General features: G+C 65.0%; 1 pseudogene. It reads right to left on the bottom strand.

The annotated features are described in order from the left end of the window. Window positions 1-19: 19 nt before the first annotated feature. Window positions 20-1,203, bottom strand: a pseudogene (locus tag E4V01_RS25320) (IS3 family transposase). Window positions 1,204-1,266: the final 63 nt, after the last annotated feature.

Here is a 1,266-nt window from a genome sequence, read left to right on the forward strand (position 1 = left end):
GCTTTCGCGGACACGGGGTTTAGCTTGCATTCCGCTCGGCTTGCTCGGGCGTGATGTAACCGAGCGCTGAGTGGATGCGCTGCCGATTGTCGTAGCCCTCGATGTCGGCGAACAGGTCGCGTCGGGCCTCGTCCCGGGTCGCCCATCGTCGTTGGTGGACGAGTTCGACCTTGAGTGTGTGGAAGAAGCTTTCCATGGGAGCATTGTCGTAACAACAGCCCGTACGGCTCATGGAGGGCGTCGCCTTCATGTCGACAAGCTGCTTTCGGTAGGCCTCGGCGGCGTATTGGCTGCCGCGATCCGAGTGACAGATGAGCCCAGCGGCCGGTCGCTGCCGTTGGGTGGCCCTCATCAAGGCGGCCGATGTCAGCTCGGTCCGCATGTGGTCGCGCATGGACCAACCGACGATTCTTCGCGTGGCGAGATCGAGAACGGCGGCCAGATAGAGCCAGCCCTCGCCGGTGGGCAGGTAGGTGATATCGGCCAACCAAACCGTGTTGGGCAGGGCAGCCGAGAACTGTTGTTTGAGGAGGTTGGGCGCGATCGGCAGATCATGACGGCTGTCGGTGGTGCAGGGCCGGAACCGACGCCCTGCCAGAGCCCGGATGCCTTGACGGCGCATCAGGCGCTCCACCCGCCCGCGACTGACGGTTCGGCCCTCTGCGCGCAAGGCCGCGTGCACCCGAGGTGAGCCATAGCGCCGATGATGCTCGGCATGTATCCGCCGGATGTCGTCGAGGAGTTGACGGTTCGACACCGACCGGTCGCTCTCGGGACGTGACCGCCAGCCGTAGTAACCGCTGGGGGAGACTGCGAGCACGCGGCACATGAGACGCACCGGCTAGGTGTTCGCATGCTGCTCGATGAAGGCGAACGTCACTTGGGCATCTCCGCGAAGATGCCGATCGCTTTTTTTAGGACGTCGCGCTCCATGCGCGTCCGGTCGAGTTCACGCCGCAGACGGGCGATCTCAGCGGCTTGGTCGGAGGGGGACGCCACTGGGCTCGCAGGCGCGGCTCCCGGTGACCTTTCTGCTCGCGGTGGTGGGGAGCCACCCATCAGCGCCGAGCGCCACTGCCTCAGCATTGAGGGTTGGATCCCGAGCTCGGCTGCGATCTGCATCTGCGGCCGGCCGCTACTTTCCAGCAGGGCCACCGCCTCGCGTTTGAACTCGGGGGTGAACTCGCGTCTCGTCTTGGCCATCAAACACCTTCCCCGCCCGCAAGGAGCGTATCAGAGGTGTCCGTGAAAGCGGGGGAGGATCAG

Origin of the sequence: Methylorubrum sp. Q1 (assembly GCF_004683995.1) — a bacterium.
Taxonomy (GTDB): Bacteria; Pseudomonadota; Alphaproteobacteria; order Rhizobiales; family Beijerinckiaceae; genus Methylobacterium.